1 protein-coding gene is annotated in these 1,742 nt (G+C 42.1%); it reads right to left on the bottom strand.

Going from position 1 to position 1,742, the window contains the following annotated elements; translation table 11 throughout:
• Positions 1–34: 34 nt before the first annotated feature.
• Positions 35–1,036 (bottom strand): lipoate--protein ligase, encoded by a 1,002-nt coding sequence (locus ACESK1_RS11470; protein WP_372920318.1) that lies wholly within the window; start codon positions 1,034–1,036, stop codon positions 35–37.
• Positions 1,037–1,742: the final 706 nt, after the last annotated feature.

The raw sequence follows: 1,742 nt of genomic DNA, 5'->3' as shown, positions 1-1,742 counted from the left end.
AAACGTCTAAAGACTAACGTCTAAAGACTAGCGTCTAATCATCCTCCCCATACACCAACTCAATAAACTCAAGGTGCGGGATCTCCCCGAAATATTCTTTTAGTTCAATATCCTTTAGCAGGTCCGTAATATCCTCCTTTTCATAGCGGGCACCAACCAACAGGGATTCCAGATTTTCTACCGGTTCTTTTCCGAAGAAATCCCCGAAGATCTTAAAGTCCCTGATATGGCCTTTTTCCACAAATATCCGCAGATCCACTTCTCCTATAGAGAAACGTTTACTGCGCTTAATGTTGAACTTGGGAGACCGACCGTAATTCCAGTCCCAGGAATCGTATTTCTCTTCTTTTAATTCGTGGACGGCTTTCCATTCTTCAGGGCTGAGGTAATAGCGTTCGAAATCTTCGCTCTCCTCATAAAGACCTTTTAAAAGCCGACTCCGGAAATCATCGATCTTCATCGGACTCTCCAGAAATTCAGAAATATTCGCCACCCGGCTGCGAACCGATTTATGACCCTTAGACTGGATCTTACTCATTTTAACGTTTAGGGCATTGCTGACTTCCCCCAGATCGGTATCGAGTAGGAGAGTGCCATGACTTATCATTCGTTTACCGGTGGAGAACTGGGCAGTTCCTGAGATCTTCTTTTCCTCTACCTGTATATCATTGCGTCCTTTGAGTTCTGCATCGAGACCCATACTTTTTAAAACCTTGATCACCGGCGCAGTGAACTTTTTGAAGTTATTCAGACTTTTAACATCGTGATTAGTTATAAAGCTGAAATTGAGATTCCCGAAATCGTGATACACGGCACCCCCGCCTGAAACCCGTCTTACAACTTTAATATCCTTTTCCTCAACATAAGCCTGGTTTATCTCCTCCAGCGTATTCTGATTTCTGCCAATGATAATCGAAGGCTCATTGATATAAAAAAGCAAATAATCGGTATCAGCACTAAAATTTCTTAAAGCATATTCTTCCAAAGCCAGATTCAACCTTGGGTTGGTAACTCCTTCGTTCTCGATGAAAATCATATTCTCTTGAATTTTGAGTAAAGATAAATAATTCAGAAGGCCTTGCGGAATCAGAAAAAGGAAAAATTGAATCCGGAATTAAGAAGATTACCGAACCGAAACATTGAACGTTGAACCCAAAACAACAAACACCAAACAATAAACCCAGGAAAAACCGAGAACTCAGAACTCACACCGTCACAACATCATATCGTCACAAATTTACAATTCACAAATTCACCATTCCCGAACGCACGAATTAACGAATCCCGAATCACGAATGTTCGTCATGCCGGACTCGATCCGGCATCTCATCCCGGCTACCGCAAACCATTGAAGAGGATCTATGAAACCTGAAATCTGTAATCTCAATCCTGAAACATTGAACGGGAAACATTGAACCTTGAACCCGAAACTACAAACACCAAACCATAAACCCAGGAAAAAACCGAGAACCCAGAACTCACAAATCACAACATCATATAGTCACAAATTCACCATTCCCGAACGCACGAATTAACGAATTCCGAACCACGAATGTTCGTCATGCCGGACTTGATCCGGCATCTCATCCCGGCTACCGCAAACCATTGAACAGGACTTATGAAACCTGAAACCTGAAACATTGAACGGGAAACATTGAACCTTGAACCCGAAACAACAAACACCAAACAATAAACCCAGGAAAAACCGAGAACTCAGAACTCACACTGTCACAACATCATAT

The sequence above is a fragment of the Salegentibacter sp. genome (assembly GCF_041642575.1).
Taxonomy (GTDB): domain Bacteria; phylum Bacteroidota; class Bacteroidia; order Flavobacteriales; family Flavobacteriaceae; genus Salegentibacter.
This window is presented reverse-complemented; position numbering and strand designations above follow the sequence as displayed.

Excerpts from the sequence above, each read along its gene's own strand:
- ACESK1_RS11470 (WP_372920318.1), bottom strand. The coding sequence starts at position 1,036 with ATGATTTTCATCGAGAACGAAGGAGTTACCAACCCAAGGTTGAATCTG.